Source organism: Crystallibacter degradans (assembly GCF_012952295.1).
In the GTDB taxonomy this organism is placed as follows: Bacteria; Actinomycetota; Actinomycetes; order Actinomycetales; family Micrococcaceae; genus Crystallibacter; species Crystallibacter degradans.
This window is the reverse complement of sequence record NZ_JABBCH010000119.1, coordinates 1-254: the sequence shown is the minus strand read 5'-3', so window position 1 is coordinate 254 and position 254 is coordinate 1. Positions and strand designations below refer to the sequence as shown.

Below are 254 nucleotides of genomic sequence, written 5' to 3'. Positions count from 1 at the left end.
CCGGCGCAAAAAGCACAAGAACCCGGAGGAACGCACCAGCCGCTTCCGCGACCCCATGATCAACATCTCCGAGCGCCCCGCCGAGGTCGAAGACCGCGCAATCCCGGGCCATTGGGAAGGGGACTTGATCACCGGGGCCCACAACAAAACGGCCATCGCCACCCTCGTGGAACGCACCACCCGCTACGTCATGCTCGTCCACCTGCCCGGCGACCACACCGCCGAAACTGTGCGCGACGGCCTGATCAAAACCA

1 protein-coding gene is annotated in these 254 nt (G+C 65.0%); it reads left to right on the top strand.

Annotated features, from left to right (window positions below; translation table 11 throughout):
• A partial coding sequence (locus tag HGO92_RS23370; protein ID WP_169999138.1) for an IS30 family transposase occupies positions 1-254 on the top strand: 254 nt, incomplete at both ends.